Here is a 20,578-nt window from a genome sequence, read left to right as displayed (position 1 = left end):
GTTGTCAAGTATAACGCTTTGTGACCGTCAACACTATGGCGGGAGGGCGAAAAAGCGGTTTCTAAAGCGGCGTCCGCCAGCGCGTATTCTCAATTGTATCCAAATGCAAGAATGTGACGGTAATCACATACTTTGGCGCCAGAATGCGGACAATGCAGGGTGAGGGAGAATATATTATGTTGCGTCAAATTTTGGTCTCGTTGAGCGTGGGCGCCGGCTTGCTGTGGTCGGCCGCCGCCATGGCGGGCGAGGCCGGGAAAGTGGTATTTGTCACCGGACAGGTGCAGTTGGCCAAACGGGCGGCGGTACTGGACGCGGCCGTGCAGGAGGGCGACGAGGTCGCCACCGGCGCCGATGGCTACGTCTATATCAAGACGGTGGACGCCGGCTTCTTGATCCTGCGCCCCAACAGCAAGGCGCGCATCGCGGCCTACCAGGTTGACCAGCAAAATCCCGGCAACACCCACGTCAAGCTCGAATTGCTCGGTGGTGTGGCGCGCAGCATCTCCGGTACGGCCGTCAAGAAAGCGCGCCAGAATTTCCGTTTCAACACCCCTGTGGCCGCCATCGGCGTGCGCGGCACCGACTTTATCGTTTATACCGACCAGGAAACGTCGCGCGTGGCCGTCGTGTCCGGCGGCGTGGTGGTGAGCGGCTTCTCCGGCGGCTGCGGCCCGGAAGGCAACGGCCCGTGCGAAGGCAATGCCAGCCGCGAACTGTTCGCCGGCCAGTCCGGCGTGCTGCTGCAGGTGCAGCGCGGCCAGAATATCCCTCAGTTGCTGCGCAATCCATCGTTGGCACCGGACCAGAGTATGCCGCCGCGTGGCGATGAGCCTGTGGGCAAGGTGACGCCGGCGACCAGCTTGCCGGTGGCCGTGCAGGATGTGAACCTGGATGCGCAAAAAGGTGCGGGCTTGCTCAACGCGGGCAAGGCCGCCAGCGGCAACAACACCACCCAGACCGGCACCGACACGGGCGCCAAGGTGCCGCCCGCTGAAGTTGTCGTCGATCCGGGCAAGCCCGTCGTGCCACCCGCACCACCGAGCCCGCCGGAAATCCTGTGGGGCCGCTGGCAAGCCGTGGCCGACGTGCCGCAAGATGCGGCGGCGCTGGCGAAATTGCGCGATGGTACGTTTGAGAATACCTATACGGCCGGCGGTGCCTATGTGATCGCGCGCCTGAAGAACAGCCAGTTGGTGATGCCCAAGGATGGCACGGCCGCGTTCGTGTTGTCGGGCAGCGAGGCGACCTTGCAGTTGGCCGGCCAGAACCCAGTCGCCGCCGCCATCAGGGACGCGCATCTGGACGTCAATTTCGGCAGCCGCAGTTTCTCCACTGGCCTGACGGTGTACACGCCCGATGCGTCGATGGCCGTGGCGGGGCAGGGTTCGATCACGTCGGTGGGTGGCTTGGTCAGCGATCTTGGGGCTGACATGACGATCCGGGGCTACCTAGGTGGTTCCCAGGCCGAACAAGCCGGTTATGTATTCAAGACAATCAATAATCCCAAAATGACGGCCGAGGGTGCGACCACCTGGAAGCACTGATCTAGACAGGATGCGCGGTGGCGGGCTGGCATTCGCAAGGATGCCAGCCCGTTGTCTTGCCGGGCGGGCTGGTTTGCTCCGGAATGGGCGATGGCCGGCGCCGTTGGCATATTAAATAGCGAGAGCGTGATATTCGTCATTATCCGTGGCCTGTGAATTAAACTTGCTTATTCATTCACCCGATGCGCGCCCAAGCTCACTTTTCCGTCTCGCTGCATAAAAATTGTGCAGTGCATGAGAGAAATCTCAAAAAAAACACAAAATATTACAAAAAAGGGCAGATTCACTGAGTTAATGTGATGGCCATCACAACATCTGCCCCCCTATCTGGCAATATACTCCCAGTTCTGCAAAAAAGGCATCACATAGCGCCCGGTACTAGGCGCTATGCGATGGCAGAAAACCTGGTTTAAACCACAATTTAAAGGAAATCATCATGGCTGTAGCCGCAGATTACACCTCCCTGGCGCAAGAACTGTACATCGCCTATTTCGGTCGTCCTGCCGACGTCGTCGGTCTGAGCAACATGACCAAGAACATGGCAGCTGGCAACGTGCCTAGCAACACCGCTGACTTCGTTGCCGCTTACTCGACCAACTCGACCGTCAAGTCGATGGTTGACAGCTTCGGCAACAGCACCGAATCGGCCAACCTGTACGGTTCCGGCACCACCGCCGCTTTCGTCAACGCCATCTACCAGAACCTGCTGAACCGCGCACCGCTCGTCGACGGCCTGCTGTTCTGGGTTAACGCGATCGATTCCGGCGCGCTGACCAAAGGCGCCGCCGCCATGAACATCCTGGCCGCCGCAGTCAAGGATGGCGGCAACGCCACCGACCTGGCCAACGTCTCCAACAAAGTGACCGTTGCGACCAACTTCACCACCACCATGTCCACCGACGCCGCCGACATCGTGTCGTACGCTGGCGCCGTTGCTGCGCAGGACGCGCGCGACATGTTGAAGACCGTCGTGTCGACCACCGACACCACGACCTTCCAGGCAACCATTGATTCGACCCTGGCCGCTATTGTTACCGCAAACAACCCAGTCGTGAACACCACGCTGACCGTCGGCGTGGACAACCTGGTTGGCACCTCCGCTAACGATACCTACAACGGTACGATCGGCCTCGCCGCAACCAACCCGACCCTGAGCGCCCTGGATACCATCGATGGTAAGACCGGCCAGAACGTCCTGAACATCTCCGACGTTAGCGGCGGCACCGCATTGCCAGGCGGCCTGCAGATCTCCAACGTTCAGACCGTGAACGTGCAAGCTGCCGGCGCAGCTACCATTGACACCACCACCGGCTTCACCGGCCTGAAGACCCTGAACGTGACCCGTTCGACCGGTAATGACGTGGTCGCTGTTGGCGACGGCACGGCCGTGAACGTCACCGACACCAAAGCTGCCGCTACCGTTGGCGTTACCGCCACCGATTCGGCTGTGACCGTGAACGCTGCTGGCAAAGTGACCGTGCATGGCGGTTCGACCCAGACCGTCAACACCTCCGGCGGCGTGGCCCTGGACAAGGCAACCGGCGCGGTTGTTGTGGTTGACGCTGCCCAAGGCGGCAATGACACCACCATCACCCACGGCACCAGCGTTTCGCTGACCACGTCGTTCGACGCTGACAGCGAAGGCAACGGCATCACGATCGGCAGCGGCGGCCACAACCCGACCGGCGCCGTGACTGTGGTTGCCAACATTGCCGGCGACAAGACTGGCAATCAAAGCACCAACAACATCGCCATCACCGGCGGCACCGTTGTGACCGTTACCGAAAACGCGACCCAGCCACTGGCAACCGCCCCGGCTGCAGGCGCTACCGCGACCAACTTCACCCTGACCCAGGCCGCTGTTGGCGTCACCGGCACCACCGCCACCACCACCGTGTCCGTGACCCAGACGGCTGAAGTGTCGAAAGTTGACACCATCACCGCCAAGACCGGCGTTGTGGAAGCCGACAGCTTCAAGTTCGCCGCACTGACCGTTGGCCAAACCCTGATCGTCGACGGCCTGACCTTCACCGCTGGCGCCGCTGGCACCACCGCTGCCCAGACCGCTGCTGCCTTCGCCAACCTGACCAAGACCTCCACCCAGGGCAATTCGGTGCTGGGCACCTACTCGGGTACCTATGGCGGCAACTTCACCACCGGCGCTGTGACCGGCACCGCTTCCGACACCGTGGTGTTCAGCTACAAATCGGCCGCTGCTGTTGCCGCTGCCGCGTTCACCGGCACGGGCACCGCTCCGACCGGCACCAACGTGACCACCGGCGTTAATTCGGTAGACGCACAAGCTGGCGTGGGCGGCATCGCGGCCGGCGCCGTGACTGTGACGGACGTCAACTACAACACCGCGACGGCCGGCACCATCAACAACGTCAAGCTGGATGCGTACCACACCGGTTCCGTCATCAAGTCCGACGCGCTGGCTACCCTGTCGCTGGCTAACGCCACCGACGCGGCAGTGACTGTGGACAACCACACCGCCAAGACCCTGGGCCTGACCGTCAACAACTTGGCAGCGACCACCGCTGGCTCGCTGTCGACCCTGAACCTGGATAACGTTGGCGCAACCTACACCACCCTGAACGTTCACACCGCCGGTGCCGCATCGACCGTCAACGTGACCGCCGCAGGCGTGCAGACCCTGACCGTCGATGGCGCCAAGTCGGTTGACCTGACCGGTTCGACCTTCACCGCACTGAAGACCGTCACCATTTCGGGCGCCGCTGGCGTGACCGCCGCTGGCACCGAGTTCACCGCTGGCGGCAACGTCACCGACGTGAACGCAGCAGCTTCGTCGGGCGCGAACACCATCGCCATCAACGCCAACCAAGCAACCTATGAAGGCGGTTCGGGCGTTGACACCCTGACCCTGAGCTCGACCACCGTGTCGAAAGCAGTTTCGCTGGGCGCTGGCGACGACAAAGTGACCCTGGCTAGCGGCACGACCGCGCTGACCGCTACCATCGACGGCGGCACCGGTACCGATACCCTGGTGATGACTTCCGCGAATGCGGCGACGGCTACCGGCGACACCGCCTTCGAAGCCCATATCACCGGTTTCGAGAAGCTGGGCCTGACCGCAGCAGCAGCAGGTGGTGCCGATACCATCAACCTGGCCAACCTGAACAACATCAGCTACGTTGTGAGCGCAGGTGGTGCAGGTACGACCGAATCGGCAGTGGTGACCTGGAAAGCCTTCAGCGGCGCCGGCACCCAGACCATCGGCGGCATGACCGTTACCGCAACCGGCTCGTTCACCGCTGCGCAAGTGGCGACCGTGGCAGGCGGCGGCACCGTTGCTGGCCTGACCATCACCACCCCACCAGTGGCATGGACCGTGGCCGCCGCTTCCGGCGCGACCAACGTGTTCACCAGCACCACCGCTAACACCAACGTCGCTAACGTGGATCTGGTTGCACCTGCTGTAACGACGGCAGCCAACAACACCGCTCCAACGGCAGTCGTGGTGACGCCCGATGGCGTGGCTACGAAGGAAGTCGACACCGTCACCTGGCAAGCATTCGCGGATGCGGGTACGCAGTCGATTGGTGGCGTTGGCGGCGTGACCATTACCGCGACCGGCGCGTTCACCGCAGCGCAAGTGGCAAGTGCCGCGAGCGGCGTCGTGATTACTGGTCTGACGGTGGTGAATGGCGGTGCCTACGACATCACGGCAGCTGGCGCTACCACCAGCACCTTCACCGAGCACGTCGCTGGTGGCGGTTCGGCAATCGGTGTAGGTTCGCAGACCACCGTGTTGAACACGGCCGCGACTGCTGTCACCACCGATGGTGCTGCTGTTGGTACCCTGGCTCTGACCCACATGGCCAACGCCGGTACGTTCGAACTGAACGGCAACGCCTCGAGCACCACGGTCACCATGACCGACGCGACCGGCACCGCTGACAGCTTCAACGTGCTGCTGAAGGGCGCTGCGATCGCTGGTGGTACCGTGGCTGTGGCTAACGTTGAGACCGTCAACGTCACCGCAACCGACACCAACGCCAAGCACGACGCCGGCACGATCAGCGATTCGCTGACCGTTTCCGACGCCGCTGTGACCGCGATCAAGGTGCTGGGCAATGCCAACCTGACCCTGACCGTGACCGGCGACACCGCGCTGACCTCGATCGACGCCTCCGGCATGACCGCTGGCCTGACCGTGACCACCGCTGGTACCGTTGCTGAGACCGTCAAGGGCGGCGCAATGGCCAACCATCTGACCGCCGGCACGGGTACCACCGCCGACGTGCTGATCGGTGGCGCAGCTGCTGACGTGCTGACCGCCAATGCTGGCCGCGACGTGCTGACCGGTGGCGCTGGCAACGATACCTTCGTGATCCAGACCGCTTCGGTGAACGTCAACTCCTACGCGACCATCACTGATGCAGCCAAAGGCGACATCATCCAGTTCCTGAACACGACCGGTACGGAAACGTTCAAGGCCGCTGCGATCTCGCTGGACACGACCGCATCGTTCCAGGATTACGCCAACGCCGCTGTCAACGAGAACAATACGACCGACACCACCGGTCATATTTCCTGGTTCCAGTTTGCTGGCAATACCTACGTTGTGGAAAGCAACCACGATGCATCGTCGCTGCACGACTTCAAGAACGGCACCGACTTGATCGTCAAGCTGACCGGCACCGTTGACCTGAGCCACACCTCGCTGAACACGACCAACGTCACCCTGTTGATCGGCTAAGCATTTCAATAAGCTGTCTCCCGCGCAAGCGGGGGACGCTAGGCGAAAAGACGAAATCCCCGCTCTCCGCAAGGAGGCGGGGATTTTTTTTTCTGGTGCGCCCAGCATGGGCGCATTCCTTTGGGTGCAAGTCCCGCCGCGAGCTGACCACAGTGAGCGAAGTGAAGCGCAACTGCGGAAGAGTAATTGACCGTGGGAAGGAAGCGTGAATCGTAAATCATGAGCCGAGGAACACGAACCGCATAGAAGGCGCTGCCGAGCAGGGCGAGCGGGCCAGAAACCGCGAAGCTCTTGTGGTCAAGGCGAGGTGGCGTAGATGCGGCGGTTGTGTGATGAAGGAATGCGGCCCTTACCTGGGGACGCCCTGCCTCATGTCAGAAAGGACGGCGGCATTCGCCGTAGCAGGGTCTCAGCTGAGGTCATAGTAGTTGGTGGTAGCGACGGGAAGGCTCAACCCCGCCAACGAAGGACCGAACGAGTAGGAGTGTTGTCCGGCATGTCGATACAACAGGCAATGCGTCAGATGCCCGTGTCAACGGGGCGGGCGGCCGTAGGTCAAGGTGAAGCCTTGGCCGCAACCTCCAGCGACGAAGCCTGCCGCCCGCGACATGCGTCAGGAGACGCAGGATCGGCGCTGCTGCGCGCAGCGCTGAGAAGGGAGAACCTGCTGCAAGCGTTCAAGCGTGTGCGCGCCAACAAAGGCGCAGCCGGGGTGGATGGTCGGGACATCGACGAAACCTCGCGCTATCTGGTGCTGGCGTGGCCGGAAATACGCGAACAACTGCTGGCGGGGACGTACCGGCCCAGCCCGGTACGTCGGGTGACGATCCCGAAACCCGACGGTGGCGAGCGCGAGCTTGGCATTCCAACGGTGACGGATCGGCTGATCCAGCAAGCACTGCTTCAGGTGCTGCAACCGATTCTTGACCCCACATTTAGCGAGCACAGCTACGGTTTTCGTCCGGGCCGGCGTGCGCACGACGCGGTACTTTCCGCCCGAGCGTATGTCCAGTCGGGACGGCGGATCGTGGTGGACGTGGACCTGTCGAAGTTCTTCGACCGCGTCAACCATGACATCCTGATTGACCGCCTACAGAAACGCATCGACGACGCCCGAGTGATCCGGCTGGTCCGTGCCTATCTGAACAGCGGTATCATGGATCATGGTGTGGTGCCGTCGCGGCATGAGGGCACGCCACAAGGCGCCCCCCTGTCGCCATTGCTCGCCAACGTCCTGCTCGATGAAGTGGACAAGGAGCTGGAGCGACGGGGCCACTGCTTCGCGCGCTATGCCGATGATGCGAATGTTTATGTCCGCAGCAAGAAGGCTGGCGAGCGGGTGATGGCGCTGCTGCACCGCCTCTACGCCAAGTTACACCTTGTGGTCAACGAAGCCAAGAGCGCGGTCGGCAGTGCCTTCGGCCGTAAGTTCCTCGGTTACAGCCTATGGGTAGCGCGTGGGAAAGTGGTGAAATTGAAAGTCGCGGCTAAACCGCTGGCATCATTCAAGCAGCGCATCCGCGAGCTGAGCCATCCTGCTCAAGCACTGGAAACGCGGCAAGACCATGTATCGGGAGCTGACCCAACTCGGAGCCGCACCATTGGTGGTGCGACAGGTGGCGGCAAATAGACGTCGCTGGTGGCGCAACGCGGATCGGCTGCTAAAGACGGTCCTTACGATTGCTTATTTCGACCGACTTGGCGTACCTCGCCTGTCTTGACCTCAACTACTCGAACCGCCCGGTGCGGATCCGCATGCCGGGTGGTGTGGCAGGGGAGTGGCCCACTTGGGTCACCCCCTATGCCGATTTGTGATCAGCATGGCAATTGTGCGCAGGCGATACGCCAGCGTGCAGCCGCGTACCTCGGCCAGGCGCTGCAAGTCACCAGCGCTGGCGAGGGGCACTACGGATTTGTCAAAGGGGATGGGCTGTATCGATGGTTGTTGACCAGCAGCCGAACACGGCCGGAATAGCAGGTCAATGATGGCTGATGAACGCTGACATTTTTCCTGCCACTATCTTCTCATCAAGCGCGCGACGTGCTTCCGGCGTGTAGAAGATGACGGGCGTTCGAATGTCGCCCAGCGACTGGCACCAGTCGAGCTTGTATTGGTACTGACCCGCGCCGAAGCAGAAGACGTTCTTTTCCGCAAACGTGCGTTCGATCAGATGGGCCATCAGTATTTTGGATGGGGAGTGGCGCCCGAAAGCCGGGTCGTAAGCTATCAGATAGAAATAACGTCGGCCAGGCTGCAAGAAGCTCAATGCCGAGGCGATGACCTGCTGGTCCAGGCGCAAGGTCGCAATTTCGGCAAAACCCTGAGGAGCCAGCTGTGTGGCAAGCTGCGTCATGTACGTCTTCCAGTCCGCATGCTGACGATAGTAGTTCTCCTCGGGAAAATGCTCCTCATTTCTTTGGCATAGTTCCATGACCACATTAGCCAGATCCGCGCCATGCTCCGTGAGGCAAATCTCGACGTTCCCGCATTTGCGCAAGCGCCGCTCCTGATAGCGCGCATTCGGCAATGTGAGCGACTTCCGTCGCCGAAAATAGGCCTCAAGCGTTTGACCCCTGGTATCGATTTGGCTAAGGGCATCGCGGTTAGATACCATCTTGATCATCGGCGCATCCAGCTCCTCCAGCAGGACTATCGACAGCGGTGAGGAGTCATGCAGCGGCCCCAAAAACGCCAGATCGCATTTGAAATGGCCGCGCAGCACGTTATGGATGAGAATTGAGAGCACTTCGCGGCGGCATTGACTGCGCACTGCGAAATCGTAGTATGGCGCGTAAGGTGTACCTATCGGCTTACAGGCCCGGTAATTGTTGTCCCCATCCTGGACATTAAAGATTGATAGAGGAAAGACACCGAGCAGTTGCGCCCTGTCGGCGCCATAAATGGCCACGACCACCCAGCCGTTGGGCTGATGGAAATCGAGATAGCTGCGCAGGTAGGAATAGGATGAGAAGAAGCCGGTATTTTCGGGCAGCGCGGCGCACAATGCTTGCCACTGGTCTTTGATGGCATCCAAGGCATCAATTGTGGACAGGAGTTCAGCGTGATAGGACATGGTCGGTTTTTTGAAGGCACGCTACGTTGCGGCTGCCAGATGCAGGAGTTGAGAAAATACTTTGGATTTTACTGGCAGGGCGAACGTGTCAGGACGATTTTTTTTGAATTCATGGCGGTGGCGATTACCGACGCTGGCACCAGGCTGTGGTATGGATGCCAGCGCCACCCCGGATACGCAGGGTAGTGCTGGCATCCGATGCCGCCGGCCTGCTATCATGGGAGGTTGCGCTGGGGCGGCATGGCCTTGGGCATTCGTTATTGATAAGAGAGCGTCATGAAACTGACTACGCAGGACTTGTTCCCAACCAGAATATGGGTGTTCGAGCTGGACGAATTGCTGGAGCAGCATCCCGGCTGGATCGACCAAATCCTCGCCATGCGCGAGGCGTCGCCGGTGCCGGCCGGGCGCTCCAATCGGCAAGGCTGGAACAGTGACAAGACGGTGTTTGCCGTGCCGCAGTTCGAGCCATTGCAGCGCCTGGCCCAAACCGCATTCGTGCATGCGTTCAAGGACCTGGCCCTCAAGGAGCCGCTACGCTTCCAGCTCGAAGCGTGGGTCAACATGCTTGATGTGGGCGGCAGTAACCTCTCCCATGTCCACCCTCACACCTTGCTTGCCGGTTGTTACTATCTGCAGGCGTGCGAGCAGTCCAGTCCTATCGTGTTCCGCGACCCTCGCCCTGGCGTCATGTTGACCGCCTTGCCTGGGACGGGCGTGCACAGCGAAAGCACGGTCAGCCTGCACCCCAAACCAGGTCAGCTGGTGGTGTTCCCTAGCTGGCTGGAGCATCGGGTCGAACTGCACACCGGTCCGCAAGCGCGCATTTCCATCGCCATGAATGCTATTCAGGTGTGAACGGCCTGCCTCTTGGCCAGTTGCCAACCACGCGCCCGGCGGCCAATTTGATCAGGCCGCGGCCTGATGTAGTGGGGCCGGGATGAGCGCGTCGGAGCGGCAGGTATCGGTGCTGCTGGCCGATCTGTATCCTTTGCAGATCAGCGCGCGCGACAGCATCACCTTGGTTCGAATGAGCGAAGACGATTACCGCAATTCGGGCTTTCTGGACCATCGGATTCGGCGTAGCGACACGACGCAATTTCAGTTAACCCTGGCTGAATTTTGCCGGGTGGCGCCGTCGCTGCTGTCGCCGCCATGCAGCCGCTATATTTTCCATATCAGCCACGTCGGCTCGACGCTGCTGTCCAAAGTGATCGGCCAGGCACCCCGGGTCTTGTCCCTACGTGAGCCTTTGCTGTTGCGCTGGCTGGCCGAGCTTGATGTCCAACTGCCAGTACCCGAGAGCAGGGTTTCGCCTGCGCAGTTCGATAATTATTTCGCTGCCACGCTGGCCTTCTTGTCGCGTCAGTTCAGCGGTGGAAACGATGTCGTCATCAAGGCGACCAGCTATACCAACGTTTTGGCGCGGCGAATCTTGACGCAAGACCACGCGCCACGGGCGTTGTTTGTCTACAGCGGCCTCCCCGCATTTCTTGCCACCATCTTCAAGGCGGGCTGGGGACAGGATGATATATATGCCCAGGCGCCGTCGCGCTTGCAGCGCTTGCATCGTTTGCTGGACTGCGACAGTTGGCGTTTGTTTGATATGTCGCGCGGCGAAATCACGGCCATGAGCTGGGTCGCCGAGATGCTGACGTTGACCGCCGCCGCTGTCGATTGTTCGGATCGGGTGGTTTGGGTTGACTTTGACGATTACCTTCTCCACGATGCCGCGACGCTACCGGTCTTGCTGGACCATCTACGCTTGCCTTACACGCAGGACCAGATACTAACCCTGGTGACGGGCGAGGTGGTGCGGCAAAATTCCAAGCGTCCCGATACGCAATACGACGGCGCCACCAGGGCGAAAGATATTGCCGACGTGTTGCGTATGGATGCGGTGGAAGTGGAGCGCGGACAGCGATGGTTTGCCGCCGCCGCCACGCGTTATCCTGCGATCGCGGACCTGGAACGTTTTGCGCAGGTGCCCCCGAGTTAATTTCCACGCTTTCTTGTTGCCTATGCCTAGCGTACATGCCGTTTCCTATGACCGCCACGCCGGCCAGCGCTGGCGGCTAAGGGCTCACTTCGGCTTTGCCGCAGAAGATGCGCTCGTTACCCTTGCAACTGATGAGCTGCCGAATCTGGCGATGATGCTGCCCGTGTGCCTCGTCAGGCAAGAAGGTGGCTTCGTGCCGGCCGCCATGCTGGGTCTGCGCCCAGGCGAGAATTTGATGGTCGACAACGCGGGGCGTTGGCTGGGAAAATTCGTTCCCGCCGCTTTCAAGTCTTACCCATTTCTGCTGGGGACGTCCGCCGATGGACAGCGTTTGTTGTGCATAGATGAGGATGCTGGTCTCGCCGACGACGACGAAGCTGGCGAGCCGTTTTTTGTCGCGCCTGGACAACCCAGCCCGGCGCTGGCCGGCATCCTGGAGGTGCTCCGCGGTGGCGAACAAAGCCGCGCTGTCACCGTGGCCGTTTGCGCGCTACTGGATCAGCATGGGTTGATACAGCCCTGGCATATCGCCTTGCCTTCCCCGACCGGCACCCGCCATATCACCGATTTGTTCCGGATAGACGAAGCGGCGCTGGGCCGCCTGCCGGCCGAGGCGTTGGCGGAACTTAGTCGGGCAGGGGCGCTAGCGGTGGCGTATTGCCAGCTACTGTCAGTGCAGCATGTGGCGACATTGCGGGAGTTGGCCGCCGCCAGGGCCGAAGCGGTGGTGCGCGCACAGATGGCGCGGCTTGCTGACAGGTCGGCGTCGCCGGCAGTCGCGGCGCCCATGCCGGTTGTCGCCACCGCGCCCAAGGTGCTGCTGGTGACGTTTGACTGGAGCACGCTGGTCGAGATGCCCTACGTGCTCAGGCAGGCAGGGTGTGAAGTGCACGTGTTGTGCCCCAGCTTCAATCGCACCTTGACCAGCGGCTTCTATCACCATTGGATCAACGCCGGCGAATCGCTGGATACGTTGCTGACGCAACTGGCGAAGTTGGCCGCATCAGGCACCTACCATGCCATCATCATTGGCGACGATCCTATCCTCTGGAAGATCTATCGCGAGAACATTGGGGCGCTGCTGCACCTGCTGCCGGTGCGCCGTGCCGAAGCGTTGCCCGTGCTCAGTAAAGTCGGTTTCTCCGAATATTGCCGCGATCATGCGATCGCATCGCCAGCGTTCATTCGTATGGACAATGCGGACGCGACCAGTGAAGTGCTGCTGTCGCTGGGCTTGCCGATCGTGTTGAAGGAAAATTATTCAAACGGTGGCGCCGGCGTCAGGATATTGCATGATGAAGCCGCGTTCCTGCAGTTTGTCGCGTCCCATGACTTCAGCGAACCGTTGCTGGCCCAGCGGCATATCGCCGGTGACGTGGTCGGTGTCGACGCGCTGTTCAAGGACGGCGAACTGCTGGAGCTGGTCTGCGCCTACGACATTGACGCGACCTTAGGTCCAGCCTCCAAACGCCGCTACTTCGCCAATCCCCCCGAGTTGGAAGACATCTTCATCCGGCTTGGCCGCAGTGCCTTGTTGCATGGCTTCGTCAACGGCACGCTGATCAAGGAGGCGACCACTCAGCGCTATTTCTTGCTTGAGGCTGATCCCCGCCCAACCAAATGGGTCGTCTTCGGCCGCTGGTTTGGCCACGACTTCGCGGCCGCGTACCAGCGTTTCATTAACGCAGGCGTGCCCTGCGAGGTAGCCGTGAGGCCGAATGTCGGGGAGCTCGATTCCAAGCTGGCTGAGGTTGAACACTTCCCCACCCATTTCGTCCGGTTGATGCAGGCTGGTCGGAGGGATGAGGCATTGTTGCACCTGCTGGACTATGATCGCAACCTTCGTTACCTGGTGTATGACCCTGTATTGCTAGCGGCGAACACACAGGAGATATCGCGCCAGCTGACGGGATGGCAGGCGCCGGAGTGCCGCGACCGGTAACGCAGTGTGATGGCCCTGAGGCGGTATCGAGATGACTGATAGTTGCTGGTTTATCAATTACACTTGGTTTTTGGTAGCGTTTATAATTGCCGCTCACGTCCTGGATGGCGTGACCACTGGAGCATCGGTCGCCAGCCTGTTGGCTCTATAACTCAAAATTACCAAGGGAAGACAATGGCCGCAGCAGACTACAACGACCTCGTACAGCAGATTTACATCTCCTATTTCGGCCGCCCGGCCGATGTGATTGGCCTGAAAAATGTCTCGGCACAGCTGGACGCGCTGCACGCGCCGACCACGCTCAGCGGCTTGTTGACCGCCAGCACCACCAACGCGGCGCTGTCGACCCTGATAAATTCGTTTGGCACCAGCACTGAATCTGTCGCGTTGTACGGTACCGACACCCTGGCGTTCGTCGACGCCGTGTTCGTCAACGTGCTGAACCGGCATGCCAATTTCTCGGGCTTGCTGTACTGGGCCGGCGAGATCGACGCCGGTCGCCTGAGCAAGGCTGCGGCCGCGCTGAATATCGCGCTCGGGGCGATGAACAACACGACCGAGCAGGGCCTGATCGATGCGGCCTTGTTGGCCAGGAAGACCACGATCGCGACCAATTTCACAAATGCGATCGACACGACGGATGAAATACTGGCTTACCAGGGGGCGACCGCCGCCGTGTCTGCCCGCACCATGCTGTCCACCGTCACTTCCACCACGGATACGACCGCCTTCCAGACCACCATCACTACCACTCTCAACACCCTGTTGGGCGGGGCGGCCGCTGCGCAAGCGAAGACGTGGGATCTGACGACGGCCATCGACAAGGTGGGCGGCTCCAGTGACGACAACTTCAATGCCGTCATCGATGACACCACCGGCGCCAAGAAAACAACCCTGAACGCGCTCGACACCATCAACGGCGGCCAGGGCAAGGACACCTTGAGTCTGCAGGTGGTCAACGGCGCCGGCCCGGCTAACACGGCCGTCACTGACTTGCCCAGCTCCTTGAGCGTGACCGGCGTCGAGAACGCACTGGTGCGCTCTGCCGTTAATCTGACGGCCGACGTGTCCGGCTGGACCGGCCTGACCTCGCTCAAGCTGACGCAGGGCAAGGCCGTCACGCTGACGGCAGCCGGCACCACCGCCATCAGCGTGGCCGGCGCCGATGGCGCCATTTCCCTCAACGGTGGCGCGGCGCAGACCGTGAGCACGGCCGCCGCCAACACCAACGTGACGCTGGGCTACACCACTGTGGGCAAAGGCGCCGTGTCAGTCAGCCACAGCGCCCAGGGGAGCGGCAACATCAGCATCGATGGCGGCACCAGCGTCAGCCTGACGACCGGCGAGGCGACCACTGGCACCATCAACATTGGCCAGGGCGGCGACGCCACCAACCAGCCTTCCGGGGCCATCAGCGTGACCACCGTGGGCAAGGCTTATGCCGGCACCGACATGGCTGTAGTGCGCGGCGCGATCCAGGTCACGGGCGGCACCACTGTCACCATCAATGAGACGGCCACCTCGTCCGCCGCCGCCGCTGCCGCCGATACCTCCCTCATCGGCCACACCGTGGTGCAAAGCGCCGTGACGGTGACGGCTGGCGCCGCCACCACCAGCGTGTCGGTGACGGAAACACCGGAAGTGTCGGCCGTGGACGCCGTGCCGGCCACGGTGGGCGTCAAGCAGGTCGACACGGTGACCTTCGTCGCGATGGCGGCCACCGAATCGGTCACGGTGGGCGGCCTGACCTTCACGGCCACCAAGGCGCTGACGGCCGCGCAGGCTGCCGCCGCCTTCGCCAACCTGAGCGGGGGCGCCGTCGCCGGCGCCGCGCCAGCGGGCAGCGGCAGCTATACGGGCGTGTTCTCGGGCAGCTACGGCACCGGCGCCGTGACCGCCACCGGCACCGTCGTTACGGTCGATGCGACCGCAACTAACGCCGTTACCGGCCACACTCCGATCACCGTGTACGACATGGCCAGCGCAGGCGATGTGGCCGCCGTCAACAAGACAGCCGGTCTGACAAACGTGGATGCCAAGACAGGCGTGCTGGGCGTGCGCAGTGGCGCCGTGACCATCAACGGCGCCATCGACGGCGCCGACAAGCTGGCCAGCGTGACGCTGGACGGTATCGGCGCGGCCTCGTCCATCACCTCCGACGCGCTGACCAGCCTGAACCTGGCCCACAGCAACGAGGACGTGTCGGTGACCAATGCTGCCGCCACCACCCTGGCGCTGGGCTTGAATGGCGTGGGCCTGGCCAACTACACCAGCACCGTCACCCTCGGCGCCACCTACGGCACCCTGAACATCGACGCCACGGGCGATGATTCTTTTGTGAAGCTGTATGCGGGCGGCGTCGCGACGCTCAATATTTCCGGCAGCAAGGCAGTGGACCTCAGCGATTCGGTGCTGGGCAAGCTGAGCGACGTAGTCGTGACCGGTGCCGCCGGCGTGACGATGGACGCGTCGGGCACCACGGTGCAGACCGTCAACGCTGCGGCCACCGTGGGCGCCAACGTGATCTCGATCGACGCCAACCAGGCCGTCTACACGGGCGGCAGCGGCGTGGACACGGTCACGCTGACCACCACCGCCCCAACCAAGGCGGTGTCGCTGGGCGCCGGTGATGATACGCTGGCGCTGGCCTCGGGCACCCATTCCGCTACCGCCGTGCTCGACGGCGGTGCCGGCACCGACACGCTGGCGATGGCCTCGGCCGACGCGGCCAGCGCTTCGGCCGACGGCGCGTTCGGCGCGAAGATCACGGGTTTCGAGCACCTCAAGCTGGGTGCGGTGGCCAACGCCGCCAGCGACAGCGTGAACCTGGCCAATCTGGACGGTATCAGCTATGTGACTAGCGCCGGCGGCGTGGGCAGCGGCACGCTGACGCTCGCCCACATGGCCAACGCGGGCACGCTGGAGTTGACGGGCGCGGCCACCAGCACCACCGTGACCATGAGCGACGCCACCGGCACGGCCGACAGCTTCAACGTGATTGCCAAGGTGACGGCGGCCGACGTGGCGTTCAATGTGGTGGCGGTGGTCGGCGTGGAGACGGTCAATGTCAGCGCAATCGACACTGACGTCACCAGCACCGGCTACGGCGTGCAGCACGCCGCGATCATCATCACCGACGCGGCCGCCATGACGGTGCACCTGGACGGCAATGCCGACCTGCTGCTGGGGCTCGACCCGTCCGACGTGGCCCTGACCCTGATCGACGGCAGCGCCATGACCGGCAACCTGCAGGCGGCGACGGTGGCCGGCGCGGCCGCGGCCGCCGTGCTCAAGGGCGGCGCCGGCGACGACGTGCTCGATGCCCTCCACAACGGCGACACCGTGATCGGTGGCGCCGGCGCCGACATGCTGATCGCCGCCGCCGATGGGGTGAAGTTGACCGGTGGTGCCGGCAATGATCTGTTCGTCATCCAGACGCCGTCGACCAACGTCAACAACTACGTCACCATCACTGACGCGACCGCAGGCGACATGATTGGCCTGGCCACCGTCGGCACGGTGACCTTTGCCGAAACGAAGGTCGCGCTGGACTCGACGGCCATTTTCCAGGATTACGCTAACGCCGTTGTTACGGGAAGCAACCAGGGAGATATCGGTTGGTTCCAGTTCGGCGGCAATACCTACATCGTGCAGCACGTCTACGCGTCGACGGAGGTGGCGTTCCTGAATGGCACCGATCTGATCGTTAAGCTGATCGGCCTGGTTGACCTGAGCCATGCCTCGCTCAGTGCTGACCATGCCGCACTGCTGATTGGCTAACGCCGGCGACGACTAGCGGCCCCGCGCGGCCAAGTGCGAGCCTGACCGCGCGGGGCTGTTGCTTTGTAGGCGCGCATGCGATAACAGCGTCGTTCTATGGCGTCTGTCGCCATCGTGGAGGCGCTCGCCTTGATTAATATTTTGTGATGAGCATCACATTTTATTGGGCTATTGCTCTATAATCTCACGCCTGACTCCATTTTTACCGGCCATCCGAGTTGCCGGTCGCGTGGTTCTGGGCTGCGAAACGGTGACGTTTCGCTTTTGGCTCCGTCGTCGCCTCACACTATTGAATCGAACGCGTATTGACATGAAAAAACTTCTCCCCCCACAGAATGAAATCCAGCAAATATTGGCGGGTTTCCGGAGCACCTTCTACACTGTCGGCACCTTCAGCGCGATCATCAATTTGTTGATGCTGGCACCGTCGCTGTACATGCTGCAGGTATATGACCGCGTGCTGGGCAGCCGCAATGAAGTTACGTTGCTGATGCTGACGTTGATGATGTTGGGTGCCTATCTGCTGATGGGGGCGCTGGAATTGGTGCGCAGCTTCGTGCTGGTTCGGGTGGGCGCGCATTTCGACATGCAGCTGAACAAGCGCGTCTACACGGCGGCATTCGAACAAAACCTGAAGCGCGCCGGTGGCAACGCCGGACAAGCCTTGCAGGACCTGACCAACATCCGTCAATTCTTGACAGGCAACGCCCTGTTCGCGTTCTTCGACGCGCCGTGGTTCCCCATCTATCTGATCGTGATCTTCATGTTCGAACCTTCGCTGGGTGTGTTCGCCCTGTGCGGTACGGTGCTGCTGGTGATCCTCGCTTACGTCAATGAAAAAGTGTCGCACAAGCCGTTGGCCGAGGCGAACGGCATGGCCATCGTGTCGAGCACGCTGGCGACGAACAACTTGCGCAATGCCGAGGTGATCGAGTCGATGGGCATGCTGCCCAACCTGATGGGCCGCTGGTACAAAGTACACGCCCGCTTCCTGCATCTGCAGGCCGAAGCGAGCCAAAAGGCTGGCATCGTCGGCGCCATCACCAAGTTCGTGCAAGTATCCATGCAGTCGCTGGTGCTGGGCTATGGCGCATTGCTGGCGATCGACGGCAAGATTTCGTCGGGGATGATGATCGCCGCGTCCATCCTGCTTGGCCGCGCACTGGCGCCGGTGCAGCAAGTAATCGGCGTATGGAAGTCCTGGAGCAGTACCCGTAGCGCCTACGAGCGTTTGACCAAGCTGCTGGCGGATAACCCCGCGCGCTCGGCCGGCATGGCTTTGCCCAAGCCGGTGGGGCAGTTGCAGGTGGAGGGCGTGTCCGCATCGGCGCCCGGGACCACGGTACCCGTGCTGAAGAACGTCAGTTTCGGCATCACGTCTGGCGATGTGCTGGGCGTGATTGGTCCCAGTGGTTCCGGTAAGTCGACCCTCGCGCGTTTGCTGGTGGGCGTGTGGCCGGCCGTGATGGGCAAGGTGCGCCTGGATGGCGCCGACATCTTCCAATGGAATAAGGGCGAACTGGGACCGAATATCGGTTATCTGCCGCAGGATATCGAATTGTTCGGCGGTACCGTCAGCGAGAACATCGCGCGCTTCGGTGAGGTCGACGCTGAAAAGGTGGTGCTGGCTGCTCAGCGCGCGGGCGTGCACGAGATGATATTGCACCTGCCCAAGGGCTACGACACGGTGCTGGGCGATGGCGGCGCCGGTTTGTCCGGCGGCCAGCGTCAGCGCCTGGGCCTGGCGCGTGCCATGTACGGCGACCCGTCGGTCATCGTGCTGGACGAACCCAATTCCAACCTGGATGACGTGGGCGAACAGGCGCTGGTCAAGGCGATCAATGATTTGCGCCAGCGTGGCAAGACCATCGTGCTGATTACTCACCGTACCAGCATCATCGGCATTACCAGCAAGCTGTTACTGCTGCGCGACGGCGCCCTGGAAATGTTCGGTCCGACCAATCAAGTGTTGGCAGCGCTGCAGGAGAATAACCAGAAGGCATTGCTGGCCCAGCAGCAGGCACAGGCACAGGCACAGGCACAGGCACAGGCACAGGCACAGGCACAGGCGCAACTGCAAATGGCCCAGCAGCAGGCTGCGGTGCAGGTACAAGCCGCTGGTCAGGACGCGGTCAAGGAACAGGAGTGATGATGAAGAATTTATCGAAACAAACGACTGACGCCACCGAGGTGATCGCCCATGACGTCACCCCGCTGGAAGTGAACACGGACGCCCGCGCTTATAGCAAACTGGGTTGGCTGATCACGCTGCTGGGCGTAGGCGGTTTCCTACTGTGGGCAGTTTTTGCCCCGCTCGACAAGGGCGTGCCCGTGTCCGGCACCGTGGCAAAGGAGGGCAACCGCAAGTCGATCCAGTACCAGCAGGGCGGCACGGTGGAGCAAATCCTCGTCAAGGATGGCGACGTGGTCAAGGCAGGCCAGGTGCTGGTACGCATGAATGCGGTGGCACCCCGTGCGCAATTGGATATGGCCCATGCGCAGTACGTAGCGGCGGCGGCAACGGCTGCGCGGCTGCAGGCAGAACGACAGGGCAAGGCTGTCATTAGTTACCCGGAGGCGCTGCTGGCCGAGCGCAATGAACCAGTGGTGGCGCAGGCGATGGCATCGCAGAATTTGTTGATCACCTCGCGCGAGATGTCGGTGCATAACGAACTGGCGGCCTATGAGGAGAATATCGCCGGTTTGAGTAGTCAGTTGCAGGGTCTGGAGGCGTCACGCGCCAGCAAGAAAGACCAGGTGGTCTTCCTGAAAGAGCAACTGGACAATTTGCGTGACCTGGCCAAGGATGGTTATGTACCGCGCAGCCGCTTGCTGGACGCCGAGCGCAGCTATTCGCAGTTGCTGGGTGCGATCGCCGAAGATACGGGCAATATTGGGCGCACCCAGCGGCAAATCGCTGAAATCACCTTGCGCCGTACGCAACGTTCGCAGGAGTATCAAAAGGAAGTGAACTCGCTGCTGGCCGATGCGCAGCGTGATGCGGAAGTGGCCGAGGGCCGTTTGCATGCACAGAAATTCGAGATGGACAATGTGGATGTCAAGGCGCCGGTCGATGGGACGGTGGTGGGCCTTAGCGTATTCACCAAGGGCGGCGTGGTGGCGCCAGGTTTCCGCATGATGGACGTGGTGCCTGCTGACGATCCGTTGATCGTCGAGGCCCAGCTGGCCATCAACTTGATCGACAAAGTCAAGGTGGGTATGCCAGTCGAACTGATTTTCTCCGCATTTAATACCAACACCACGCCCCATATCCCGGGTGTGTTGACCCAAGTGTCGGCGGACCGCACCCAGGACGAGCGCACGGGACAACCGTACTACAAGATACGCGCCAAAGTGTCCGCCGAAGGCTTGAAGCTGATCACGGCCAAGAAGTTGACGATACAGGCGGGTATGCCGGTCGAGTTGTTCGTGAAGACGGGCGAGCGGTCGATGATGAGCTACCTGTTGAAACCGGTCTTTGACCGTGCCAAAACGTCGATGACGGAGGATTGA

9 protein-coding genes and 1 pseudogene are annotated in these 20,578 nt (G+C 61.6%); 9 read left to right on the top strand and 1 reads right to left on the bottom strand.

The features are described from left to right. Window positions 1-176: 176 nt before the first annotated feature. From H3H39_RS13105 to ltrA, 3 genes and pseudogenes are all read left to right on the top strand, one after another. Complete coding sequence (locus H3H39_RS13105) at window positions 177-1,547, top strand: FecR family protein (protein WP_182153843.1); 1,371 nt, start codon at window positions 177-179, stop codon at window positions 1,545-1,547. A gap of 436 nt (window positions 1,548-1,983) precedes the next feature. Beyond that, window positions 1,984-6,270, top strand: a complete 4,287-nt coding sequence (locus tag H3H39_RS13100) for a beta strand repeat-containing protein (protein ID WP_182153842.1) — start codon at window positions 1,984-1,986, stop codon at window positions 6,268-6,270. Window positions 6,271-6,766: 496 nt separating this feature from the next. Then, a pseudogene (gene ltrA / locus H3H39_RS13095) lies at window positions 6,767-7,991 on the top strand (group II intron reverse transcriptase/maturase). Window positions 7,992-8,249: 258 nt separating this feature from the next. On the opposite strand, the gene H3H39_RS13090 reads toward ltrA, so the two are convergent. Further along, window positions 8,250-9,344: a GNAT family N-acetyltransferase gene (locus tag H3H39_RS13090; RefSeq protein WP_182153841.1), complete on the bottom strand. Its 1,095-nt coding sequence runs from the start codon at window positions 9,342-9,344 to the stop codon at window positions 8,250-8,252. 276 nt (window positions 9,345-9,620) lie between these two features. On the opposite strand from H3H39_RS13090, the gene H3H39_RS13085 reads away from it, so the two are divergent. From H3H39_RS13085 to H3H39_RS13060, 6 genes are all read left to right on the top strand, one after another. Further along, window positions 9,621-10,202 (top strand): TIGR02466 family protein, encoded by a 582-nt coding sequence (locus tag H3H39_RS13085; RefSeq protein ID WP_182153840.1) that lies wholly within the window; start codon window positions 9,621-9,623, stop codon window positions 10,200-10,202. Between the two features lie 82 nt (window positions 10,203-10,284). After that, complete coding sequence (locus tag H3H39_RS13080) at window positions 10,285-11,343, top strand: hypothetical protein (protein ID WP_182153839.1); 1,059 nt, start codon at window positions 10,285-10,287, stop codon at window positions 11,341-11,343. Between the two features lie 22 nt (window positions 11,344-11,365). Beyond that, complete coding sequence (locus H3H39_RS13075) at window positions 11,366-13,285, top strand: SapC family protein (RefSeq protein ID WP_229218041.1); 1,920 nt, start codon at window positions 11,366-11,368, stop codon at window positions 13,283-13,285. Window positions 13,286-13,459: 174 nt separating this feature from the next. After that, window positions 13,460-17,065 (top strand): beta strand repeat-containing protein, encoded by a 3,606-nt coding sequence (locus tag H3H39_RS13070; RefSeq protein WP_182153837.1) that lies wholly within the window; start codon window positions 13,460-13,462, stop codon window positions 17,063-17,065. A gap of 310 nt (window positions 17,066-17,375) precedes the next feature. Then, on the top strand, window positions 17,376-19,214 hold the full coding sequence (locus H3H39_RS13065) for a type I secretion system permease/ATPase (RefSeq protein ID WP_182153836.1): 1,839 nt from the start codon (window positions 17,376-17,378) through the stop codon (window positions 19,212-19,214). Next, the gene (locus H3H39_RS13060; protein WP_229218021.1) at window positions 19,214-20,578 is read left to right on the top strand and encodes an HlyD family type I secretion periplasmic adaptor subunit; all 1,365 of its coding nucleotides are present in this window, start codon (window positions 19,214-19,216) and stop codon (window positions 20,576-20,578) included. The genes H3H39_RS13065 and H3H39_RS13060 overlap by 1 nt, the downstream gene beginning before the upstream one ends.

This window comes from Rugamonas apoptosis (assembly GCF_014042355.1).
GTDB classification, from domain to species: Bacteria; Pseudomonadota; Gammaproteobacteria; order Burkholderiales; family Burkholderiaceae_D; genus Rugamonas; species Rugamonas apoptosis.
Note: the sequence above shows the minus strand (reverse complement) of the source record. Positions and strands in the feature narration are given on the sequence as shown.